The organism is Neolewinella persica DSM 23188 (assembly GCF_000373105.1).
GTDB classification, from domain to species: domain Bacteria; phylum Bacteroidota; class Bacteroidia; order Chitinophagales; family Saprospiraceae; genus Neolewinella; species Neolewinella persica.
Map to the genome: position 1 here is coordinate 89,049 of NZ_KB890421.1, position 22,663 is coordinate 111,711.

Annotated in this window: 18 protein-coding genes; 15 read left to right on the top strand and 3 right to left on the bottom strand. The window is 49.4% G+C overall.

Annotation, left to right across the window (positions count from 1 at the left end; all coding sequences use genetic code 11):
• Positions 1–331 precede the first annotated feature (331 nt).
• A complete protein-coding gene (locus B036_RS0107070; protein ID WP_083926154.1) occupies positions 332–2,386 on the top strand; it encodes a tetratricopeptide repeat-containing sensor histidine kinase in 2,055 nt (684 codons plus the stop codon).
• Between the two features lies 1 nt (position 2,387).
• Positions 2,388–3,167, top strand: a complete 780-nt coding sequence (locus B036_RS31765) for a LytR/AlgR family response regulator transcription factor (RefSeq protein WP_020568001.1) — start codon at positions 2,388–2,390, stop codon at positions 3,165–3,167.
• A gap of 72 nt (positions 3,168–3,239) precedes the next feature.
• Here B036_RS31765 and B036_RS0107080 read toward each other — a convergent pair whose 3' ends face one another.
• Positions 3,240–4,793: a cryptochrome/photolyase family protein gene (locus B036_RS0107080; protein ID WP_020568002.1), complete on the bottom strand. Its 1,554-nt coding sequence runs from the start codon at positions 4,791–4,793 to the stop codon at positions 3,240–3,242.
• Positions 4,794–5,135: 342 nt separating this feature from the next.
• Here B036_RS0107080 and B036_RS0107085 point away from each other — a divergent pair, with 342 nt between their 5' ends.
• The 10 genes from B036_RS0107085 to B036_RS0107125 all read left to right on the top strand — a co-directional run bounded on the left by B036_RS0107085 (position 5,136) and on the right by B036_RS0107125 (position 17,404).
• A complete protein-coding gene (locus B036_RS0107085) occupies positions 5,136–8,240 on the top strand; it encodes a VPS10 domain-containing protein (RefSeq protein ID WP_020568003.1) in 3,105 nt (1,034 codons plus the stop codon).
• A gap of 152 nt (positions 8,241–8,392) precedes the next feature.
• Entirely contained in the window at positions 8,393–9,031 is a 639-nt protein-coding gene (locus B036_RS0107090; protein WP_020568004.1) for a hypothetical protein, read from the top strand.
• A gap of 103 nt (positions 9,032–9,134) precedes the next feature.
• Positions 9,135–9,764: a S24 family peptidase gene (locus tag B036_RS0107095; RefSeq protein WP_020568005.1), complete on the top strand. Its 630-nt coding sequence runs from the start codon at positions 9,135–9,137 to the stop codon at positions 9,762–9,764.
• Between the two features lie 195 nt (positions 9,765–9,959).
• Positions 9,960–10,634, top strand: a complete 675-nt coding sequence (locus B036_RS34420; protein WP_052333925.1) for a serine hydrolase domain-containing protein — start codon at positions 9,960–9,962, stop codon at positions 10,632–10,634.
• A gap of 10 nt (positions 10,635–10,644) precedes the next feature.
• The gene (locus B036_RS34425) at positions 10,645–11,442 is read left to right on the top strand and encodes a serine hydrolase (protein WP_020568007.1); all 798 of its coding nucleotides are present in this window, start codon (positions 10,645–10,647) and stop codon (positions 11,440–11,442) included.
• Between the two features lie 214 nt (positions 11,443–11,656).
• On the top strand, positions 11,657–13,357 hold the full coding sequence (locus B036_RS0107110) for a GMC oxidoreductase (RefSeq protein WP_020568008.1): 1,701 nt from the start codon (positions 11,657–11,659) through the stop codon (positions 13,355–13,357).
• 3 nt (positions 13,358–13,360) lie between these two features.
• Complete coding sequence (locus tag B036_RS0107115) at positions 13,361–13,954, top strand: gluconate 2-dehydrogenase subunit 3 family protein (RefSeq protein WP_020568009.1); 594 nt, start codon at positions 13,361–13,363, stop codon at positions 13,952–13,954.
• 156 nt (positions 13,955–14,110) lie between these two features.
• Positions 14,111–14,380 (top strand): hypothetical protein, encoded by a 270-nt coding sequence (locus tag B036_RS33470; RefSeq protein WP_020568010.1) that lies wholly within the window; start codon positions 14,111–14,113, stop codon positions 14,378–14,380.
• Between the two features lie 62 nt (positions 14,381–14,442).
• Positions 14,443–15,000, top strand: coding sequence for a 2OG-Fe(II) oxygenase (locus tag B036_RS0107120; protein WP_211217376.1), 558 nt, complete (start codon positions 14,443–14,445; stop codon positions 14,998–15,000).
• Positions 15,001–15,052: 52 nt separating this feature from the next.
• Positions 15,053–17,404 carry a transglycosylase domain-containing protein gene (locus B036_RS0107125; RefSeq protein WP_020568012.1) on the top strand — a complete coding sequence of 784 codons (2,352 nt, stop codon included), beginning with the start codon at positions 15,053–15,055 and terminating at the stop codon, positions 17,402–17,404.
• A 54-nt stretch (positions 17,405–17,458) separates the two neighbouring features.
• On the opposite strand, the gene B036_RS0107130 is transcribed toward B036_RS0107125, so the two are convergent.
• Positions 17,459–18,280, bottom strand: a complete 822-nt coding sequence (locus tag B036_RS0107130; RefSeq protein ID WP_020568013.1) for a DUF2306 domain-containing protein — start codon at positions 18,278–18,280, stop codon at positions 17,459–17,461.
• Positions 18,281–18,532: 252 nt separating this feature from the next.
• On the opposite strand from B036_RS0107130, the gene B036_RS0107135 reads away from it, so the two are divergent.
• Together B036_RS0107135 and B036_RS0107140 are read left to right on the top strand one after the other, a co-directional pair.
• Complete coding sequence (locus B036_RS0107135) at positions 18,533–20,203, top strand: tail fiber domain-containing protein (protein ID WP_026231768.1); 1,671 nt, start codon at positions 18,533–18,535, stop codon at positions 20,201–20,203.
• Between the two features lie 11 nt (positions 20,204–20,214).
• Positions 20,215–20,715 (top strand): T9SS type A sorting domain-containing protein, encoded by a 501-nt coding sequence (locus B036_RS0107140; RefSeq protein WP_169435038.1) that lies wholly within the window; start codon positions 20,215–20,217, stop codon positions 20,713–20,715.
• Between the two features lie 144 nt (positions 20,716–20,859).
• Here the strand turns inward: B036_RS0107140 and B036_RS0107145 are convergent, their stop codons facing one another.
• Positions 20,860–21,522 carry a lysoplasmalogenase gene (locus B036_RS0107145; protein ID WP_020568016.1) on the bottom strand — a complete coding sequence of 221 codons (663 nt, stop codon included), beginning with the start codon at positions 21,520–21,522 and terminating at the stop codon, positions 20,860–20,862.
• A gap of 272 nt (positions 21,523–21,794) precedes the next feature.
• On the opposite strand from B036_RS0107145, the gene B036_RS0107150 reads away from it, so the two are divergent.
• Positions 21,795–22,445, top strand: coding sequence for a hypothetical protein (locus tag B036_RS0107150; protein WP_020568017.1), 651 nt, complete (start codon positions 21,795–21,797; stop codon positions 22,443–22,445).
• The last annotated feature ends 218 nt before the right edge of the window (positions 22,446–22,663 follow it).

The window sequence follows — 22,663 nt, forward strand, 5'->3', positions numbered from 1 at the left end:
CACCGATTGACTTGCTCGATCGGTGCATTGCTTGTTTGAGACGTTTGTCGGAAGGGGAGAGAGGGCAATTAGAACACAAGATGTCATAATAATACGTCCCTTCGTAAGGTAAATGTGGCCTTTGGTGTTATTGTGACTTCATTTTAGCTGAAAGATTCAGACATTGGGTTTCTCATAAAATGATGGGCATTATCAGTGCAAACGCCCCCATCGATTAGTAGAGTTAGACCCCTCTCTGTTTTTTTAACTATGAACAACAGCTTTGAACACCACTTTTGTAAAATTGACAGAGTAGGGGCTTTACTCAACTAATTCAGATCATTTTAACTCTATGTCGAGCCATTTAAAGGTATTATTACTATTCCTATTGTGTTCTCATAGTGCCTCAATGCATGGTGCGAGGGGGATTGATAGCTTAAAAATTGTGCTTTCTGAAACAAGTATTGACAGTACAACTGATCGTCAAGTACTTTTAAAGGCAATTGCCGTTGAGTACCTATACACAAACCTGGATAGTGCGGAAGTTTACGGCAAGAGACTGCTCTATGAGTGCCAGTCTGATGGAGATTTGCTGCCCATCGCAAAAGCTTGTAACAGCCTCGCCGATATTTACAATTTAAGAGGAGAATACAAAAAAGCTTTGGACATGATGCAACAGAGTCTGGAGGTTTGCACAAAATTAGGTTCGTTGAAAGGCCTTACCGTGAATAATTTCTTAAAAGGAAATATTCTGCAGAACCTTCACCAGTATGAGGCGGCCGATTCTGCTTATCAAAAAAGTATGCAACTGGCGATAAGTAATGCAGACTCCGCCATGGTAGCTAATAACTACTTAAATATTGGCATTAATTATGAATTACAGGGGGACGATGAAAAGGCTTTTAAATACTACTTTAGTGCAGCCGAATATTTCGAAAAGCAAGGGAATAAGCGAGGACTTTCGCAAGCGTATTCCAATCTTATTGGTGTTTTTAACTCGCTTGGGCAGATAGAAAAATCGATTGAATACGCTGAAAAGGCCATCGCCCTGAAGAAGGAAATTGGCAGCTATGGAATACTTCCCACCAGTTATCAGAACCTTTCGATTGCTTACGCTAGTAATAAGGAATACACCAAGTCACTATCCTTAATCGACTCAGCTTTTCATTATGCGCGGCTGGCTAAGGTGAACCATGTCATGCCTTTTCTACACTATACTAAGGCAGAACAATTGAGTAAACTCAATAAGCAAGCACTAGCACTGTCAGAGAATCGGAAGGGGCTCGACCTGGCCCAGCAACTCCAGGATAGTTTTCAGATTGTCCATGGGTACCGCAGCGTTGGCCGAATTCTATTCCGGCAAAAGAAATACGCTGCAGCAGAACCCTATTTGCGAAACGCAGTGACTTACGCTTGCTCCATCAATAATAGCAAGATGGAATTGGGCAGCTTGGAATCTTTATTTGATAATTTTGCAGCGCTGGGAAAATACGAAGAAGCGACCTCGTTACATCAACGCATCAGGATTGTAAGAGATTCTTTTTTCTCCGAACAGAAAATACTTGCAATCAATGAGTTGGAGGCAAAGTACCAAACCGAAAAGGCCGCGACGCTAAACCGCTTATTGGTCGTTGAAAAAGAAGCACAGGCATTGACCATACGTCGGCAGCGGAGTAGACTATGGTTGTTTGCCCTGGCGGCGGCAGCACTAGGGATTATTGCCTTTATCACCTATCGGCGAAGCAGGGAACGAAAGCTGCTTAACGATCAATTACGAGCGCAGAATGAAAGAATCGTTTTATTGCATCAGGAGCTTAATCACCGGGTCAAAAACAACTTGGCCTTCATTGCTGGGTTAATGAGAATGCAACGCCGGCACCTCAGTGGCGCGGAGGCACGTCAAGCCGTACGTGAGGGGGAGTCTAGGATCGAGGCAATGTCATTGTTGCACCGGAAATTTTATATGGAAGGAAGGGATAATGCTACCGAGTTGCATGATTATCTCGACGAATTATGTGGCTACCTCTTAAGCACCTATCCTTTGCTGGAGAACATTCCTGACATACAACTAGACATCATACCATTGACAACAAACGACGAAGCAGCCTCCTGCATCGGTCTCATTGTGAACGAATTGGTCACCAATTCATTCAAGCACGCCTTTGATAAACAGAAAGATCCGATCATCAATATCAGGATGGAACGGAAAGGAGCGAACGGTTATCGATTAACCTATGCGGATAACGGAATTGGCATTCCGCTTAGCTTGAATATCAACAAGATAGATTCATTGGGCATGAAACTCATTAATATCTTAACCCGGCAGCTAGACGGAACACTTACCCTGGAGCGAGAACCGACCGCTCGTTTTTATTTTGATTTCATCGAAGACAGAATCGTAGCCTGATATGGAAGTCCTCAGAATTCTTATCGTAGAAGACGACCTCCTGTTGGCTACCGAATTGGGGGAGCAGCTCCTGGAATTTGGTTACGCCATTACCGACACCGTCTCTCGAAGCGACACAGCACTACTTTCTTTTCGCCGCCGGCGTCCCGATCTCGTTCTGTGTGACATCCGGCTGAAAGGATCCGCCCTTGATGGAATCGAGCTGGTTAAAGAAATGAATGAAATTGCCAGAGTGCCAATTGTGTTTCTGACCGCATCCGGTGATACCGCAACGGTGGAAAGAGCCAAATTAGCCCGTCCGGCCTACTATCTCGTTAAGCCTTGTAATGCCCCCCAACTAAAAGTAGCCCTGGATTTTGCAATAGCTAACTTTAGTTCCTCAACCCTTGCCGACCCTTCTCATTCGCTGCGCAAGCAGCAATCTCCAGCAGAGCAAATGTTTTCAGTGACGGATTATGTTTTCCTCAAAGATGGGTACAAACACCTGAGGGTCAAGATCGCTAGTATTATTTGGGTGATGGCGCTGGGAGCAAACGTTAAAATAATTACTGAAAAAGATACCTACGTTCTGACCGCCAATCTTACCAGTTTCTCCCAACAGGTTCCAAAAGACTTCATGGTTCGGATTCATCGCTCCTACATCATAAATATCCAACACTTGGCTTCCTATCAAGGCGGCCGCTTATTCATGAAGTATCAGCAGGGAGAGCAGGAGTTGCCCATCGGCAAAACTTACCGAAGCAAAGTGAAGGATTTATTTCCCCGGTTGAAGTCAGATTAAAGTAGGTGCCAATGGCAAAATTCTGAGTGCTGATTACTACGTACTAAATCCTGAAAACTGATCCCTGGTCCCTTAAAGCTTCTCCTGATGCTCCTTAACCCAGGCCGCCCGCTCCAAAATCGCCGCCTTGTCCTCTCCTGAGTACCGGTCCCAGGTCTTGTACATAAACGCCATCCTGAAGTTATTGCCGAATTTCTCCCGATGCCGATCGAGGAAGTCCCAGTAAAGAGCGTTGAAGGGGCAGGCCTTTTCTCCCGTTTTTAGCTTATGGTTGTAGTGACATCCTTTGCAGTAATCACTCATTTTGTTGATGTAGTTGGCGCTGCTGCAGTAAGGTTTAGTTGCCACCAGCCCGCCATCAGCCCGTTGGCTCATACCCCGGGTATTGGTGATCTCTACCCATTCAATTGCGTCAATGTAAACGCCTAGATACCAATGATCTACTTCATCCGGGTGGACGCCCAAGATCAAAGCAAAATTCCCCGTCACCATCAAGCGCTGGATGTGGTGTGCGTAGGCCAAGTCCAGGCTCTGGTTGATGCTGTGGCTCAGGCAGTTCATCTTGGTGTCTCCTGTCCAGAACCAGCCCGGAAGCTTTCGTTGATGGTCCAGATCATTCGTTGCGGAGAACTGCGGCATTTTTGCCCAGTAGACGCCGCGCATGTACTCCCGCCAACCAAGGATCTGACGGACAAAGCCTTCCACCTGGTTAATGGTGATCTCCTCCGGCCGGTCACGGTAAGCCTGCACCGCCGCATCGATAACTTCCTTTGGGGAGATCAGCTTAGTATTCATGGCGAAGCTTAGGTTCGCGTGGTACAGCAGTGGATGCTTTACCGTCATGGCATCCTGGTAGGTGCCGAACAGCGGTAATCGGTTGATGACGAAATCTTCGAGGGCTTTGAGACAGTCTACCCGGGTAATGGGGTAGGAGAGTGTGTTGTCCTTTATTCTGCCCATTGTCTCCACGCCGTTTCGGTTCAGCATTTCTACCAGTTCCGTCACGTCTCGCGGAAAGCTAACGGCTTCGGGGAATTCAATGTCTTTGGGCAGACTGCCCCGGTTATCGTGGTCATAGTTCCACTGCCCGGTTTCAGGTTCCTCCCCGTTCGGCTCCATCATCACCAGGTGGCGCTTACGCATCATCCGGTAAAAAGTCTCCATCAGATAGGTCTTCTTGCCCTTAAACAGTTCTTCGAGGTCATTACGGCTACTGAGAAAATGCTCGCTTTTGTAAGACTGAGTTACTCCTCCGAAGTTTTCTGAAAATGAAATTAACTCTTGGTCTAACCGCCATTCATCAGGTAGTTGGTATCCTACTTCGTCAACTTCCAGGACGTTTGCCAAATGAGCCAGGTTATCAGTAATGGTTTCCAGTTGTAATTCCCGGGTCTCTTCGAGGGTTCGGTATACGACGGTATGCCCCAGCGTACGTAACCGGTCGGCAAAATGCCGCATCGCCAGGAAAAAGGCGACTACTTTCTGGACGTGGTGTTTGGTATAATTGGACTCCGACCAGGTCTCAAAAAGACAGTAGGTGACGGAGCTGTCGACTTTATTGAACCAGCTGTGGTTTTCGTTGAGTTGGTCGCCCAGGATCAGGCGAAGGGTTTTAGGTTGCGTCACGTAGCAATTGATTTGAGCGCCTAACAGGAATAGATTGACGCTGGTTCAAGCAGCTGGTACAGTTGTTTCAATCATTCTGTGGCTATATATCCAAACCGTAAAGGTTTGGGAAACCGTAGACTTGAGAGCAGCAGCGTTTGCAGGCGCTCAGCGCCACGGGGCTTCCCGTACCACTTCGTGATGAGTATATTGTTCGTGACCGTTTGTCAAAAACCTGACCTGGAGCAGCCGTGCCAACGCTTTTTACCCTGCCCTTAACCATCTTCTGCACCCGCGTCCCCGCCCACCCCCATAATAAGCAAAGAAGTTAATTTTTTATATTGCCACCCCAAACCACATACCATGAGACTACTTACCCTGATATTCCTGGCACTATGTTGCCTGTCTTTTGACCTCCAGGCACAAGACGAAGGCCTATATTCCTCCCTCGAATTCCGCAACATCGGCCCCTTCCGCGGTGGCCGAAGCAGCGCGGTAACCGGCGTACCCGGAAAGCCCAACCTCTACTTTTTTGGCAGCTCCGGCGGCGGCGTCTGGAAAACGAAAGATGGTGGCCAGACCTGGACCAACATCTCCGATGGCTATTTCGGAGGTTCCATCGGTGCCGTTGCGGTACACGAAAGCAACCCGAACATCATTTACGTCGGCGGTGGCGAGAAAACGGTGCGCGGTAACGTCAGCTACGGCTACGGCGTCTGGAAGACCATCGACGGGGGCAAGACCTGGGAGCAAATGGGCCTGAAAGACAGCCGGCACATTTCCCGGATCCGTATCGATAAAAACGACCCGAACCTTGTGTATGCAGCGGTGATGGGCGACCTGTTCAAAGATTCGCAGGAACGCGGCATCTATAAGTCTACCGATGGTGGCAAGAATTGGAAGCAGGTGCTTTTTGCGGGCGCTGGCGCAGGTGCAGTGGACCTCTCCGTCGATCCATCGAATGCACGCGTGCTATTTGCCTCCACCTGGAAAATCCGTAGAACCCCCTACAGTTTAGAGAGCGGGGGAGAAGGCTCCGGCCTCTGGCGTTCCACCGATGGTGGAGACACCTGGACGGACATCAGCGGCAACAAAGGCTTACCGAAAGGCCTGTGGGGCATCAACGCAGTAGCCGTCAGTCCGGTAGATGGCAACCGTGTATACGCCCTGATCGAAAACGATAAAGGTGGTATTTACGTCTCTAACGACGGCGGCGATACCTGGAGCGCTCGTTCCGATAGCCGTGCCCTGCGCCAGCGTGCCTGGTACTACACCCGTATCTACGCCGATCCGCAGGACATCGACGGTGTCTACGTCGTCAACGTAAGCTACCACCACAGTACCGACGGTGGCCGGACCTTTGAGTCGAACAATGCCCCGCATGGCGATCACCACGATCTGTGGATTGCCCCGGAGGACCCCGAACGAATGATCATCGCCGACGATGGCGGTGCCCAGGTGAGCTTTGATCGGGGAGAAAACTGGTCTACTTACTACAACCAACCCACCAGTCAGTTTTACCGGGTGGTGACGGACAATTCCTTCCCCTACCGCATCTACGGTGCGCAGCAGGACAACTCCACCGTGCGCATCTATCACCGGACCGACGGCGGCACCATTGGTGAATCCGACTGGGAATCTACGGCAGGAGGGGAGTCTGCCCACATTGCACCGGATCCCAAGAACCCGGACATTGTATACGGTGGCAGCTATGGCGGCTACCTGACCCGCTATGATCACGAAACAAATCAGGCACGCGCCATCAACGTATGGCCCGACAACCCGATGGGCTACGGCGCAGAAGGTATGAAGTACCGCTTCCAGTGGAACTTCCCGATCTTCTTTAGTCCCAACGATGAGGAGGTACTCTACACTACCAGTCAGCACGTACACCGGAGCACTGACGAAGGAGAAACCTGGGAGATCATCAGCCCGGACCTTACCCGTAGTGAGGCGGACAAACTCGTTTCCTCCGGTGGTCCAATTACCAAGGACAATACCGGCGTGGAATACTACGCGACCATCTTTGCCGCCTGCGAAAGCCATAAAGAAAAGGGCCTGATCTGGGCGGCCAGCGATGACGGCCTGGTACACGTCTCGAAAGACAACGGTGGTAACTGGGACAACGTGACGCCAAAAGGGGCGCCGAAGTACGTGATGTGGAACTCGGTGGAAGTTGACAACAGCCGCAACGGCGGTCTTTTCATCGCTGGCACTGCTTATAAAACCGGCGATTACACCCCCTACCTCTACCACACCGGCGATTACGGAAAAACCTGGACACGGATTGACAACGGTATTCCCCGTGATCACTTCACCCGGGTGGTACGGCAGTACCCCGGACAGCCAAACATCCTGTTTGCCGGTACGGAGTCCGGCCTCTACGTCAGTTTTGACACCGGCAAAAACTGGCGTGAATTCCAACTCAACGTACCGATGGTCCCCATCACAGATATTACCATCAAGGACGATAACCTTATCCTGGCTACTCAGGGACGCAGCTTCTGGATTCTGGACGACCTGACCGTCCTCAAGCAGTTGGGAGAGGTTACTGCCAATAGCGATTTTCACCTGTATGACCCCGTTGACGCGTGGCGGATGGGCGGCAGCAGCCGTGAAAGCCGGACATCCGGTAAGAACCACCCCGGTGGCGTTAATTTCCACGTTTGGTTATCAGAAGAAGCCGCTAAGGATACCATTCCTTTCACCCTGAGTATTGCAGAGTATGGCGAAGGTGGCGACGAGATTCGCAGCTGGTCTACTGACGACAAGGACAATAAGCTGGAACTGGAAGCAGGTGGCCAGGTCATCAACTGGGACCTTTCTCTGCCCGACGGCGTCAAGGTGCCGGGCATGATAATGTGGTGGGCCGGTAGCGGCGGGCCAATGGCCCTCCCCGGAGAGTATCGGGTAACCCTGAAGCACGGGGATGACGTGCAGTTCCGGGACTTCGTCGTTAAGGCTGACCCCCGGGTGAAAGCTACTGATGGAGATCGGGAGGCACAGTACCAATTCATGAAAGAAGTGCAGGATAAGACTTCCGAAGCACACCAGGCCATCATTGATCTTCGCAGCGTTCGTGATCAGATCAAAGCCTTCCAGGAGCGGCTACCCAAAGACGCTTCTCAGGAACTGAAGGACTACGGTAAGGAGATCATAAAGTCGCTTACCGAAGTAGAAGAGGCGCTGTACCAGACGAAGAACCGCAGTCGGCAAGACCCCCTCAATTACCCGATCCGCCTGACGAACAAACTCTCCCACCTGAATAGCCTGACCGGCATCGGTACGCATAAACCTACCGCAGCGGCCTATGCGGTTAAAAAGGAGCTCTCCGACGCTATTGATGGCGAGCTGGCGAAATACCGGGAGGTCATCTCTGATAAAGTTCCGGCCTACAATAAGATGATCCTTGAACAGGGGGTTCAGGTGATTAAGGCGCCGGAAGGAGATAAGGACGCGCGAAAATAGTGATGTTGATCACTTGATACTTTCTTTTATCCCTTCAACAAACTCAAGGATCGGAAGGGCTAAGTTGTGACGGTTTAACTGTTCGCATCATTAGGCTCATGGTCGCAGAATTTGTTGAAGGGATTTTAGTTCAATTGGTATAAAGGTAACATATGAAAATCAGGAATAGGCACTTAAACAAGATTCAAGAGGTTTCATTTTATAGTTGGTTTTACAGCACAATGAATAAAGAGGACTATATAGTTATTGAATTGGGAGACTTAGTCTATTGGCAAATAATTGATGAAGGGGGAAGGAAGAGGGATTATAAGATTACTGATAGGAAACACGCAATTCGCATGATTACTGCCGATGAAAGGAGGAACTCTTTGAGAGAGTTGAATATATGGGAGTTGGCAGACTTGAAGATATGCTTCTTCGACAGTGGCGTTCTACATGAACCGACTGAGATTAACAATTACGAAGAAACGAGCCTTTCTCTAAGTCATATTGCCACTAGCAACTCTTTGTCTTTAACAGTCAACGAATTATTGGAATTGATTTCTAGCGGTCAGGTGGAGAAAGCCATAGCTAAGCTCAATGAGAATTTGAAAGAAATTGGCGAAGACGAACTTTGGAGAAGCATTGTTCACCTCTCAAGCCGATATAAAAGAGTTAGTAAATTAAATAGTGATGGACTCATAGACTTGAACAGTTACAGTATTGAAGTGAATCAGATAACTTCATCTTTAATTGGATACATCTCGAATGAATATGCTAAGCTTTTAGTTCAAAGAGAGAAGAAGATGTGACTTAGCAAAACAAAATGTTTTAAAAACAACCTATTTTCTTGACTCCTATAATAATTTAGCCTAAATTTGTATCAGTCACCTATGCTATGGTGAGCTTATACAAATGATTAAAGGTCTAATCCCATATTGGCAAACCTTGTTTGCAGAGAGTCCTCTTAGCAAGTTTTTGAAAGAGGTAATCAATTCTTTTGATGAGGATGAGATCACTAGTGATGCCGTAATGCAACTTCATCGATTTACACAGCTTGCGGAACTGAGAAAGGAAGGAGTAATCGATAGTGGAGATTATATTCAGCGATTATCTGAAATATCAAATTCAGGCAAGGAGATACTAAAGAAGATAAATGAGAATTACCTCCCCATTCTTCCTATAAAAGCAGTCGCTGGGTTGGAATCTGGTCCGCACTATACAGTCGAGTATCATGACATAGAGGATTGGCGTCATCTTCCAAAAAGAAATTCAAACAAAAAAGTTGGAATCAGAGTTGATGGTGATAGTATGAATCCTATTTATGAGGATGGTGATGTCATCATGTGTAAAAAGGCAGTGATTGAGGAGATAACTGAAAGACAAGCCGTTATTGTTGTTTGTAAAGACAACAGCATTTTCTTGAAAAATATCAAGAAAGAAGGGAGTAAACTATGGCTGAAGTCTTTGAATCCTGCTTTTGAACCGTTTCAGTTACACCTTAGAGAAATCTTAGAGATTTGGGCTGTTGAAACCAAGGTCTAGAAAATTAGGCCTACACCACAGTGTTAATAAGGAATCCAATTGTTTAAAAAGTAGTGAGTTTTATCTGGGAATGTAATGGGACATGGATGTGTCAATTCTTACTTTCAGTATAATGCAACCCTTTTGCTAACTGGGAAGTCGTTGGGGTAAATTTTAGAAAATCTCTGAACAACTTTATAACCAACCATTCACCCAATGAAAAACTTCACTCTATTCTTTCTGCTTTCACTCCTGATCGGTTGCACGAGATCAGAAGAGACTTCTACTACAACAGCTCCTCCCGACCCCCTGGAATATTCCATGGAGCACCTGGCAGGATTCCTCCTGGAGAATGAGGAGCTGAACGCCGTCTCCATTGGTATTTACCAGGATGAAAAAGTCAGAAAAGGTTATTTCGGGGAAATTGATCCTGGAAAAGGAAATGCCCCTACGGATGCATCACTGTTTGAAACCGCCTCAGTTACCAAGGCGTTTACCGGCATGCTGGTGGCGCAGGCGGTGTTGGATGGGAAACTAAACATTGAGGATGATGTGAGAGATTACCTGGAGGGAGAATACAAAGGACTGGAATTTGAAGGACGGCCCGTCAAAATTCGTGACCTGCTGACCCATTCCAGCGGGGTTCCCAGATCGGCTTCCCCGGTGTTCAATAAGATGTTCGCGGATGATGCTACGGAAGCAGATAGGTTGGCCATTCAAAACTATAAGAAAGAGGACCTTATTGCAGACCTTCAGGCATTCCAACTAACCACTTCTCCTGGCCTTGCCTACGATTACTCTCCGATTGTGGGACCGGAGATGGTTGCAATGGCGCTGGAAAAAGTATACGGCAAAACCTACAATGAATTGCTTCAAACATTCATTTTTTGACAAGGCAGGTATGACCAATACTTTCATCCAAATTCCTGAAAACCGGAAAAATGACTTAATGACGGGCTATACCGATGATGGTCAGTTAACCTTCCCTTCGCCTGTTCCGCTGACGGGGGCCGGATACGGCCTGAAAACTACCGTGTCGGACCTCTTGAAACTTGTCAAATATGTGCTTGAATCAGGTGATCCAGCCATAGACCTAATGAGAACACCATTGTTTGCGGACGAAGACGATGATGAATATGGCTTCTTCTGGCTAGTCAATGGAACAGAAATTATGCATCGGGGTGGAGCGAAGGGAACTACACTTTGGCTAATCATTTTACCGGAGTATAACGCAGGATATACCATTGTTTTCAATTCCAATGGTGATACATCGGACCAGCTAGTCAACAGAGCGGCGAACTACCTGTATGATGACATGGAGTTTTTTCCGAAGAAAAATCCCTATTTCGAACTTCGAAAGGCAATGCTTGAAAATACGGATGCCGGCATCACTTATTACCATAAGCTAAAGACCGACGAACCCGATAACTACATTTTTGATGATCCTTACCTATTAAATAGAATCGGTTATGACCTATTGCAGATAGACAGGGTTTCATCGGCGATCAGCGTTTTTAAATTGCTGGTGGACGAATTTCCTGAGTTAGCCAATGCCTATGACAGCCTGGGCGAAGGTTTTTTTATGAATGAGCAGTACGAGCTTTCCCTAAAAAATTACCAGCAGTCCTTAGTGCTGAATCCGGAAAATGAAAATGCTGTGACGATGATGGAGAAAATTGCGAAGGTAACGGATAAGTGAGGTCACTCATTTATGGAGTTTGCTTCACCTCCTGGCTTTATCTCCACAAGTGCCCGTTCCTTGCCTCTAATCGATTTTGCACCTGCGGCCGCGCCCCAAAAGCCTAAACTAGCTAAGTCGAACTTCAAGCCAGAGACTTTTGGGCCGCGGCCGCAGGTGCAAGGGAAGTCAGATTAAGCATAAAACCCTACATTAGGGCCATTAACTCAAGTATATGGCCAATTTTAACATCGACGCCCAAAAGGACGTCACCTATGATGCGATCGTTATCGGATCAGGAATCAGTGGCGGTTGGGCGGCGAAAGAACTTTGCGAAAAAGGACTAAAAACATTGGTCCTGGAACGCGGACCCATCGTAGAGCACGTCATAGATTATCCTACTATGAACCTGGATCCCTGGGACATGGAGCTCCGGGGAGGGCTTACTCCCGAAGAGCAAGCCAAGCACTACAAGACGATGCGTACCGGCTTCGTGGGTAAGGATACGGAGCATTTCTGGGCCAACGACGAAGAGAACCCGTACACCGAAGTCAAACCCTTCCTTTGGGTTCGTGGCCATCAAATGGGGGGGCGTTCCCTGCTGTGGGGAAAGCAAACCTACCGATGGAGTGATCTGGATTTTGCGGCCAATGCAAAGGATGGCCATGGTGTCGACTGGCCCATCCGCTACAAAGACATTGAACCGTGGTATACCTACGTGGAAAAATTTGCTGGCATTAGCGGAGAAGCAATTGGCCTGCCACAGCTTCCTGACAGCCACTTTCTACCACCTATGGAGTTGAATTGTGTCGAGAAAAGCGTGAAGCAACGGCTGGAGAAGAACTTCCCCGGCCGGAACCTGATCATTGGCCGGGCGGCGCACCTGACCGTACCATTGAATGGCCGGGGGAAATGCCAGAACCGGAATCGCTGTAGCCGGGGCTGTCCTTATGGGGCCTACTTCAGCAGCAACGCCGTTACCTTACCGGCCGCAAACGCTACGGGTAACCTGACCATACGACCCTATTCCATCGTTCAGTCGATTGTCTACGACGATAAGCTTGGCAAAGCCACGGGCGTCCGCATCATCGATGCAGAAACGAATGAAGCCATCGTCTACAATGCGAAGATCATCTTCTGTAATGCCTCCGCCCTGAGCTCTACGCAGATTCTGCTGAATTCTACTTCCAGCCGTTTCGAAAACGGCTTGGGTAATGATAGTGGCGAATTGGGCCATAACCTGATGGACCACACCTACCGGATTGGTGCCATGGGCAAAGTGGAAGGCTTCGAAGACAAGTACTATAAGGGACGACGGCCGAACGGCATCTACATCCCCCGGTACGTTAACCTTGATGGCGGACCACAATCCGACAAATTTGTCCGGGGCTTCGGCTTTCAGGGCGGCGGCGGTCGTGGTGGCCATGCCGCCAATTTACCAGCAGTTGGTGCTGACCTCAAAAATCAACTGGTGAAACCAGGCCCGTGGGAATTCTTCATCACCGGCTTCGCCGAATGCTTACCATATCACGAAAACAAGATCAGTCTTAACCGAGATGTGCTCGACAAATGGGGCCAACCCACTTTATCCATTGACGCGGAGTTTAAGGAGAATGAGCTGGCATTGAATAAGCAAATTCAGATCGATGCAGTGGAGATGCTCGAAAAATCCGGCGTTAAAGACGTTGTTGGTTTTGACAATGAGCACTACCCAGGCTTCGGTATCCACGAAATGGGGACCGCACGTATGGGCCGGGATCCGAAAACTTCCGTTCTGAACGGATTTAATCAGGTACATGCAGCGAAGAACGTTTTTGTGACGGACGGGGCCTGTATGACGTCTTCTTCCTGCGTAAACCCCTCGCTGACATATATGGCGATTACTGCCCGGGCAGCCGATCACGCCGTTACTGAACTCAACAAAAGAAATCTTTAAGCCATGAATAGAAGAGATGCACTACGGAAAACCGGATTACTGGCGGGGGCCACCATGGCAGCCCCTTCCTTGCTGGCTTTACTCCAGTCTTGCCAGGCTGAACCCCGTGTCGATTGGCAACCCGAATTCCTGACGGAAGATGAAGCTGTTTTCGTGTCCTCTTTCGTTGATACGCTATTACCGCGCACGGATACGCCCGGTGCATTGGACGTGAAGGCGGATATGTTCATGGACAAGATATGGGCCCATACAGCCGATGAGGCCGGGCAGGCAGCCGTTCGGGCAGACATTGCGAAATTCAATACGGACTGCAAGGAGCAACACGGTAAACCCTTTGCCGAGCTAAGTGAAGGTGACCGTATGAAGGTACTAACGGCTGCGGAGTCCACCTCCCCAACCTTCAACGGAGGAGTGTGGGGGACAGCCGTCGGAAAGCAGGAACCCGTAGGCTTTTATCGATCCCTGAAGTCGATGGCCATATGGGCCTATTCCACTTCTGAAAAGGTAGGGACGGAAGTGCTTAATTATGATCCGATTCCCGGGGACTATATTGGTTGTTTGCCGCTGGAGGAGGTGGGGAACAAATGGAGCCTGTAAGCTGATTGGGCATTTTTTAGGATACCGACTATTCGCGGTGCCGACTGCAGGACAGATTCATGATGTTACTTTCAGGGCGCTTTCGCAGGTGCAGGGGAAGGTAAAAGAGCACGCATTCCAACGGCTGTTTTCAGGTTTCTTTGCCATCTTCACCCCATGACGACGATCCACATCACCTTCACCTATCTCTTGATTTTACTCTTTGCCCTCTTTCCTGTTTTTCTGGTCGGGATCGCTGAGGTTACCGGTAAGTGGCTGGGATGCAACATCAACGAAGGAGGAACGGATCCATGTATTCGCTTCGGATTCAATTTCGGCAGGGTATTGAACGGTATGATGGTTATGGGATGGCTGGTCTTACTTACCGGGCCGCTGGCACTATTAGCAGCAATAGGATTTACGACTTATTTGGTCTTGAACAATTGATTACCTTACGGACCGATCAAACCCATAAAGCCTTGGCGATTAATTATTCTTTCGGTCTCCCCTTGAAAAACAATTTCGCGGAATACGTTTATTACGACGGCCTGTTCCTGCCCCATGAGATCGACCGGATTTTAAACTTTTGGGATGACGACAAAACCATTAAAGCGGAGCTTACCGGCGATAAGGTACATGTAGATGAACTGCGAAAAAGTTCTGTCATGTGGATTGACGACGCTCCGGAAAATAGGTGGCTTTACCAAAAACTGGCTAGCTTGGCAGTAGCCTGTAATAACGAGAGATACTGGTTTGATTTACTGGGATTCCATGAAGAACTTCAGTTAGCCCGATATTCAGAAGGCGACTTCTTTGATTGGCACCTGGATTTCGGGAAAGGCGGAATTTCCGCTCGTAAACTCAGCATGACCATTCAGCTATCGGATCCCGACGAGTACGAAGGCGGTGACCTGCAATTCATGATCAATCAGAACATCGTTACCGCCCCGCGGAAAAAGGGAACCATCATTATCTTCCCTTCCTTCATCATTCACCGGGTTACCCAGATCACCAGGGGAACGCGACAGTCTATTGTTGGTTGGGTAACCGGGCCGCCCTTCCGGTAGTGAAGGATATCGGTAAGATGCTGGCGCTAAAAATTGGGCAAATAAGCTGTAAATGAAAATATTCAATAATCTGAGTTTACCTTCCTGGCAGGTAGTCCGGGCCCAAACCGGGCAGGCCCTGCGCTGGATGCTAAGTAACAAGCTGAAGACGATCACCTACGTGACGGCTTTTGGACTAACCAGCCTCCTGCTTTTGATCGTATCCATTTGGCTGGGGCTGTTTGGGAAGTTGCCTTCCACCGATTCGCTCCGGCATTTACGCAACCCGGTTGCAACTACCATCTACGGCGCCAACAAAGAAGTGCTGGGCAGTTTTTACCTACAGAATCGGTCTAATGTAGATTCCTCAGAAGTAAATCAAATACTGAGGGAGGCACTCGTCTCGGTAGAAGATGTCCGCTTTTATGAGCATAATGGCATCGATTACCGTAGCCTGGGTCGCGTTTTGGTTAAATCAATTCTGATGGCGGATGCCAGTAGTGGGGGAGGGAGTACCATTACGCAGCAGATCGCGAAAAACGTATTTGGCCGAAAAAAACGATTCTTTTTCTCTACGCCCATCAACAAGATCCGGGAGATGTTCATCGCGCGGCGAATGGAAGAAGTATACAATAAAGATGAAATATTACTACTGTACCTGAACACGGTGATGTACGGCGAGAATCTTTTTGGAATCGAAAAAGCGGCACATCGCTTCCTGAATAAAGTGCCGGCGAAGTTAGATCTACCCGAATCAGCCCTGCTGGTAGGGCTGTTACAGGCGCCAAATGCTTATAATCCACGCAAGAACCCGGAGCGGGCCCTGAAACGACGTAACCTCGTTTTGTACCAAATGTACCGATACGGAAAGATTGACGAGGTGGCTTACGAAGCCGCAAAGAATAGTCCGCTGAAACTTAATTACCAACCAGCCAGGATTTCCACTACGAATGCGGCATATTATAAGGCTTTCCTGAGGAAAGAATTTGAAGCCTGGGCCGAAGAGTCTCCTAAACCGGATGGCTCCGTTTATGACCTGGACAGTGATGGATTAAAGATTTACACCTCTCTTCACCCGGCCATTCAGCTCTCTGCCGAAAAGGCACAGGAAGGGCACATGCGAAGGTTGCAAAAAGTATTCGCTGAAAACTGGGAGGTTTCCATCGAAGGTATCTCACGGGATAGTTTCCTGCGCAAGTTGATGTGGCAGGACCAGTATGCCCGGGATCTCAGTTCGCAAGGTCTGTCGCGAAAAGAGATTGAAGAGAAATTTGCCACCGCAAGTGAAAAGCAAATATGGACCTGGGATGGTTTCCAGGACGTGAATATGACCTTTCGGAATTACATTATCCAGGAGCTTACTCGTTTGCATGCCGGTATTTTAGCACTTGACAACCGGTCTGGGCGCATCCTGGCGTACGTTGGTGGTAACGACTATGATTACAGTCAGTATGACCAGATTAAACTTCCGCGCCAGGTTGGTTCTGTCTTTAAGCCGCTGGTATACCTTGCCGGACTACAAAGGGGCTTATCGCCGTGTGATTTCTATTCGAACCAGCGCCGTACTTATAGTCGTTACGAAGACTGGAGCCCACGAAACGCTGATGGGAAATACGGTGGCAGCTATTCCATGTGGGGAGCTTTAACCAATTCAATCAATACAGTTTCTGCCGAAGTTATGCTGGCTACCGGACCGGAGGCCGTCATCAAACTGGCCCAGCGGGCCGGGGTGGCGACTGAGATCCCTAAGGTACCTTCCATAGTGTTAGGGACGGCTGAGCTTACCCTGGAGGAGATGGTCGGGACCTACGCCTATATTGCTAATGGCGGAGGCAGTGTGGAGCCTTATTCCATTGTCCGGATCGAGGGTGAAGACGGAAAAGAAATTTATGCCAGGCCGTTTAGCGACGTTACCCGCAGAGAGCCGGCGGAGTCCTTCCAGCAAGTGAGAAAAATGATGCAATCCGTACTTACCGAAGGAACGGGCTCCAGGATCAGTGCTTACAATATTCCCTACAACATCATTGGAAAAACCGGTACGACCCAGAATAATACGGACGGCTGGTTCATTGCCAGCTCTCCGGAAGTAACGGTAGGGGCCTGGGTAGGCACCATGGATAAAAGAATCCATTTTAATTCAACGCGGCTTGGCTCGGGGAGTAATACCGCTTTGCCGATGGTTGGCCGCGTTTTTGCCGATCTCAGCCTTTGGCGGACGCCGATAATCTCGAACTTTACCTATACCATTCCGGAATTTGACTGCGTAGCCAGCAGTGAACTCCCACCGGAGGAGGCAAAGCTTCTTGTCCCCGGAAAACCCGCAGCGGAAGTAATACCCGATAGTATGCGTACCGATTCGGTGAGTCCGTTGCTGGTACCGAAAGCAGAGCCGGTTCAGTCTTTAGCGGATACTCTGGGGACCTAACGGGCCAATCTGCCTGCTTCTTAAACTTCCCCCTGCACCTGCGTCCGCGCCTGATCATAAACCTCCCAATATCCCCGGCCCCCAATAATCTTTGATGAAGAAGTAGCTGGCAAACAGCAGGAAAAGACTTGCCAGCAACAGGGTGGTAGCTCCTGCTATCTTCACCCATGGCCGCTGGAAGAAAGGATACTCCGCCAGGATGATTTCCACTACAACCAGATTGGGGAGGTAAAACCAAAAGTCCATAAAATAATCGAACCAACCGGTGAAATTTTCTGTGTGGCCCGACCGGCCGCCAAAGCCGATATAGAAGCCGTAGTCCATACGGTATAGCCACGAGCCAATGGCGAGCGCGAAGAGCCGAAGCGCCCAGGCCCGGTGTCGCTTAAACTCTTTCCGCCGCGCATACCGCGCCGTCTGGATGGCCGCCAGGAACATGAGCAGGCCATACCCGATAAAGCCGATGTCCATCACCAGGCCACCAATAGTGCCCTTGAGGGCGATGAAGACCAGGCCGCCAACGGCGGCCAGCAAACACGCAACGACGTAGACCCTTCCCGACCAGCGATGAACCATGGGGTACCGCTCGCGAACGGATGGTAACAGCTGTAAACACCCCAGCACCAGGATGATCCCCCCGGCAAGGAAGTGGACCGCAATACCAGCTGTAGAGCCACCATTTTCCGCGTCATACAAGCCAGGTAAGACCTTATTCCATTGTGCCGTATCTCCCGAAACATAGGCGAAGGCGTAGAAAACCAAAATGTACAAACCGAAGATCAGCGCGCTCGTCCAGACGATGGTACCCAGCAGTGTTTTGGCAAAACGGAATAGGTTGTCTCCGAATGGTGCAGGTGTAGTAATGGTCTCAGACATCTGATGGATTTCAGTTGGTGAAGATACGTAGCGGGCATAAGCTATTTTTTCATCTAGCCATTTTGATACCCTGTCAGGTGTTTTCCATGAGTAGTTCTACGTATTCTTTTAGGCATTTCTACCTGACTTTAGATATAGGAGGTATTCTTCTTTTGGACGACTCTGCTAATCAGCATTAATTTTTACACCCATACAACACCATCTACAGCACCTGCTGGTAGCTGCGCATCTTTTCACCCATACAATTCAACTATGAAATTCATTTTTTTTACCCTTCTCTGTTGTCTTTGCTGCTCGGCAGCACTGATGGCCCAATCTCCCGAGTCCCTCAATTACCAGGCTGTCGTTCGTGATGCCGACGGTGCCATCCGCGCCAACCAGGTTACCTCCGTTGATTTCAATATCCGCCAGGGGGCTGCCGACGGAACGATCGTTTACAGCGAAATGCACGACCCCACGACCAATGAATTTGGCCTCGTTAACGTAAAAGTCGGTGAAGGCACCGCCGCTACCGGCAGTTTCGCCGCCATCGACTGGAGCGCCGGCCCCTACTTCCTAGAAGTACTGCTTAACGATGTTAGTGCAGGTACGCAGGAGTTCTCCAGCGTTCCCTTCAGTCTTTACGCAAAGCGAGCTTTGAGCGCCGCTACTGCTGATGAAGCTGTCTTCGCTGCAACAGCAGAAAATGCTACTAATGCCACCATGGCTGATTTTGCGACCGCTGCTGGAACCGCTACTTCAGCCACAACTGCTGCTACTGCAGGAACCGCCGACTTCGCTACAGCTGCGGGCACCGCAAATGATGATAATGATCGCAGCCCTGATAATGAGATTCAGACGCTTTCTGTATCCGGAAATCAGTTGAGCCTGTCTGCTGATGGCGGGACGGTTGATTTGCCAGTGACGCCCACGTATTGGACCTTGTCTGGTGAAAACATTCATTCCACAAATAATGGGAATGTTGGTATTAAGACGAATTCTCCTGAAACAACGCTGGAAATAACCACCGAAAGTCGTCAGGGAGATATTGTAACAGATGTTGAACAAATTTCTACAACGTTAACGTTTTGGGCGCCTAACGTTTGGCAATCCTTTACCGCGACGCAATCGGGATACATTAGTTCAGTAAGTGTAGTAAATGGCCCGGCTGGCGTTACGGGGCCCAGCTTCTTCAGAATTTATGAAGGTGAAGGCAGAGGGGGAGCCACGCTTCACCAACAAAAATACGCGGCATTCGATCCCGGAGGACAGCTTCAATTAGTCGAATTCCCGCTAAACACTCCTCTTTTAGTTGAAGCTGGAAGTAAGTACACGCTTTTCTTTCCCGGGTTGAACTGGGTGCAGGCACAAGCGGAATATGCAGGTGGCGCATCAAATGTTGGAGCAGATTTAACCATCCAAGTGAAAATGGTAGCTGAGGTAATGGACAACACGACACTTGCCGTAGGATATGGACGTGTAGGTATTGGCACCAACGCACCACGCGAAAAACTCGAAGTAGTCGGCAACATCTGCTATACAGGAACCATCGGTGCCTGTTCCGACGAGCGCTACAAAAAGGACTTCGCCTCCCTGGAGAACACCCTGGACAAAGTGATGCAGCTAAATGGTCTGTACTACAACTGGAAGCAGGAGCAATTCCCCGAGCGGGAATTCACGAATGAACGCCAGATCGGGGTAATTGCCCAGGAGGTGGAAACATTTTTCCCGGAGATTGTGCTGACGGGAGATGATGGCTATAAGTCCGTCGACTACGGCAAACTGACGCCTATCCTGCTCGAAGCCATTAAGGAGCAACAGGCCATCATCGAAGCGATGCAAACGGAAACTAATCAGCTGCGGGCAAGTGTGCTGGCACGTTTGGATGCTTTGGAAGGGAAGTCATCTCCCAATACTACCCAGATCCAAACCTCCAAGAAATAAACCCCATGACCATGCATAAATTAATCATCACCACCGCAGCCTGTCTGTTCTGTGTGGGTGGCCTCTTCGGCCAGCTGCAGATTGAACGGCAGGTGATCGGTTCCATTGGTCAGGTGTTTGCTTCAGACAGCTTGACCGCCTCCTCCACCGTCGGTGAAGTGGCCACACTGACTTTCTCCGCTGAAAATAATCAGCTAACCCAGGGCTTTCAACAATCTATGGACGTCATCTCTGCCGTCATTGACCTTGGTGCCGGTGTTGGCGTGGAGTTATTCCCGAATCCGGCCAGTGACTTTGCTACCTTACAGATCGAGACCGAAAGTAACCTCGATTTACGCTTCGAGCTCGTGGATATTTCCGGTCGCTTAATCAGCTCGCAACGCCAGCAACTTCCGGCCTCGGTTTATCGCCATACGATCGACCTTAGCAAGTTGCCGTCCGGCACCTACTTCGTCAGGATCGCTACGCCACGTGGCAGCATTCTGAAGACCTTGAAATTGGTGCATATTTAAGTCAAGTTACAGCGATTTAGCTGCGACTAAGACTTAGAATTGCTTAGCAGCCCTTCTGGCCACGCGTCGGGAGGGCTGCTTTCTTTTGGGCGACGGCGCGCAGGTGCAGGGAAAGGATAAAAGGAGCAGGGTAGGGGCCGACAATTACTCCCGGGCACCGTTGCTGATCACAACAACGGCATTCGCTATCAGGGCTACTGCTGCCCAATAGGTGGAGAGCACCAGTACGCCCGACCAGTCGAAGGGAGCAATGAACTTGTTCAGGGCAAGGATAGAATCGGAGAGTAAAAAGAGCACAACGCCCACCGCAATCATTCGGTGGGCACTTGTTTTTTTCCAGAGGTAGAGGCAAACTCCTTGCCAGCACATCACGAAAATGAACAAGAAGTAGAGAAATACCGGAAGGGCAAGGGATTCCAGTTCAGGATATAGGAAGTAATAGTAACTCAGGCCAAAGGCAAGCAATAGCAGCAGCGGGGTCAGGTAAAGCTTAAACTTATCTAATGTTACAAAGCTGATCGTGAAGAGAACGTGAGCGACCAAAAAAGCGGCGAGGCCAAAAACGAAGTTTTCGCTATCCAACAGGAAAATATCTCCGATGAGGCAAAGCAGTAGTCCCGAAACGGTAAGTAGCCAGTATGCCTTTGGTGCCATTCTGCCAAAGATCATTGGCAGCAAAATAATAAGGACTGTTGTCAGTGGCTTCAAAGAACGATAAAGGGTGACATTCCCCGTCACGTCCAGTACTATTGCGATTATCGCACTGATGACAATGAGGAAGTTTAGTGTTTTTGTGGTGGCCTGCATAAGTAAAATTGGGGTACTTAGAAGCCCACAATGTAGGTATTCTCGGGAGGGAACAAGCTCTACGAGTATGGCGAGTTGCCTGGTGCGGAGTTGCAACGCGCCGTAGGCGCCCTGCAACAGGAGCGAAGCGACCCTGCAACCCCCGTAATGGAACCCTGCAACGCTTCTTAACACTTCCCTCCGAAATAGTCAAACCCTCGTTAAACAGCTTCAGGAAGTTGGAGATAGGGTACTTGTGGTACGTACTTGCAGTCATAATCAAAGCATCCGCAATGAAAAAGTCAATTTTACTTTCTACCCTGTTAGCCTTTGTTCTTGCCCTCGTAGTAATGCCAGCACAGGCACAACGGCCTAACAATCCACGCGGAACGGAAACAACGTCAACGACAACGCCGACCCGCGCCACTACTACCCGTGGCACCGCCACCCGCACAACGGCTACCCGCCGGACTACAACAACCACAGCGACAGTCCCTAACCGTACAACGGCAACTCGCCGGACTAGCACTCCTGCGACGACCAATTCGCGCCGCACTTCCACTAACCGGGGCTCTACCGCCCCCAGGATCAGAACTTCCACTCCGACAAATACACGTCGGACCAACACAAACAACAATCCCAATTACTGCCCTCCTGGTGGCAACGCCCGGAACAACGGCAACTCGTCTAGTACCCGTCAGCGCACCACTACGACCACCAGCCGTCGTTCCAACGTCGGAACTACCGGCCGCCCCAGTCGGAATACCGGAACCAACGCTTCCAGCTCACGCCGTAGTACTACGGTAGTAAAGGCTGATAATGGTGTCCGCAGCCGTAGCCGCGGAAAGGTTACCAGTGCAAATGGTTCTTACGATGAAGTCTACGGCGCCAAGTCCGAACCACGTGCTAAGCGTTCGAAGAAGAGCAGTTCCCGCCGCGACTAGTCGTCTCAACTAAGAATTATCCCTGAACAAAGTCATTCCTCTTTTTGGCAACGGTCCGCTACCTTCTGGTGAGCGGGCCGTTGTTGCATCTGGAGCTAACCTTAAGACCCCGCTATACTGATGTGTGGGCTATACTGTACAAACCTTTGTATTTTGGCCATAAATTTAGGCTACTGATGAGGACGATGTTTCTTTGCTCCTCAATTCTTTGCCCCCCG